Here is a 1,570-nt window from a genome sequence, read left to right as displayed (position 1 = left end):
AACGCACCTAGTCCTGGAATCAAAACCGTATCTTCATTCGATATGTCATCAGCGTTGCTGCTGGAACGATCCTTTCGCACGGTATCAATAAACTCTGCTCTGGCACCACCTGTCAGTGTCCAATCGCCTATTCTGATTTTATCTTGTACATGGATTGCTATTGCGTCTGTGGAATCTTTGTTGGTTGTGGTTGCAACAGTCGCGGCTCCGTCAGAGATGAGCTCGCCGTTCGTCATCAAAAACGAGTCTGTCGTATGATTTCGCTCGATGTAGTCATTATGAAGGCGGAATCCAAACTCGAATTCATGTGCGACTCCGAGAAGCATTGGGTCCCAGTGTGCCAAAAACTGTATGCCTTGAGAAACATATTCACGATCGTTGTTGCCAACAATTAGCGTTCCGTCTGGGCCCAGATCTGACGAGTTTATTTCGCCGCGTAATACCTGAATAAAATCGACATTAATGCCTTGATTCGGATTGGCAAAGATTTCCGATAAAGATGTATTGGTATCGAAACCATTTAACTTAGACCAGAGTCGTTCAAACTCATTGCGATAAACAATGGTCGTCAACGATAAGGTAGGGTCGAGTTCGATATAGTGCGTTAGCATCAATTGCTTATGCTCGGCGTCCATATGGTCTCGGTCACTAGCTGCATAGCGTCGATAAGGCGTGTCCTGAAAGTCTTCTTCTGTGACACCAAGATAGGTAGAGTCAGAGTCTTCATCCGAGTACTGAATTTTGACTTCCAATTGCTGATAAATATCGGCGCTAATATCTGAGTTGATCAAGCCCTTCAGCGTAATATCACTTTTGTTAAAGCCAGTGTCATTGCCAGTGTCTAGGTCTTTAAAACCATCAGTCTGTAAGTTGATGCCGTCGACTAACCAGCCCCAAGTATCTGTTCTCTGGCCATAGAACAAATGCGCTTTTGAATAGGCGTCTGTACCGTAGGCGATATTTAGGCGTCCACCATCTTCTTCTGGAACTGAGCGTGTCACCATATTTACCGCCCCGCCCACAGTGTTAGGTCCATATTTAATGGCAGACGGGCCTTTAAATACTTCTATACCTTCCATCTTTGCGAACATTGGAAAGTAGTATGCGGCAGGAGCTGAGTAGGGCGCAGGCCCGATCAAAACTGCATCTTCCATTAATGCGATTTTACGGCTGCGATGCGGATGTGCGCCACGCAAACCGATATTGGGTCTTAAGCCATAGCCTTCCTCTTCTTGAATATTGACGCCCGGTATATGGCTTAACACACGATTAATATCATCATATTCAAACTTTTCGATGTCATTTTGGTCGATGAGATGCGCGGAACCCGGTTGTTTTTTGATCTGAGTCGCACCGCCGGTAATGTAGATGTCTTCGCGTTTAACGCTGGTAATGGAAGACGAAGCGACTGCTTCTTCGGTACTAAGTGAAGCCTCATTTTCAGATTGCGCGTGTGATAGTGGGCTAATGCAAAACGCTAGAGGTGCCGCAAAGGCAAGGTGTAACAGCTTAATTTTCATAGTCAGGTATAGGGTAAAATCTATGGTAATAAAAATAACTAAGCGAGATC

General features: G+C 45.2%; 1 protein-coding gene. It reads right to left on the bottom strand.

Annotated elements, in window-relative coordinates; genetic code table 11:
- The coding region (locus tag A3762_RS23795) for a TonB-dependent receptor domain-containing protein (protein ID WP_156493708.1) at positions 1-1,520 on the bottom strand (1,520 nt) is incomplete at its 3' end.
- Between the last annotated feature and the right edge of the window lie 50 nt (positions 1,521-1,570).

It is taken from the genome of Oleiphilus sp. HI0125 (genome assembly GCF_001635355.1).
The sequence above is the reverse complement of the archived record's forward strand: the minus strand, read 5'-3'. Positions and strand labels throughout refer to the sequence as shown.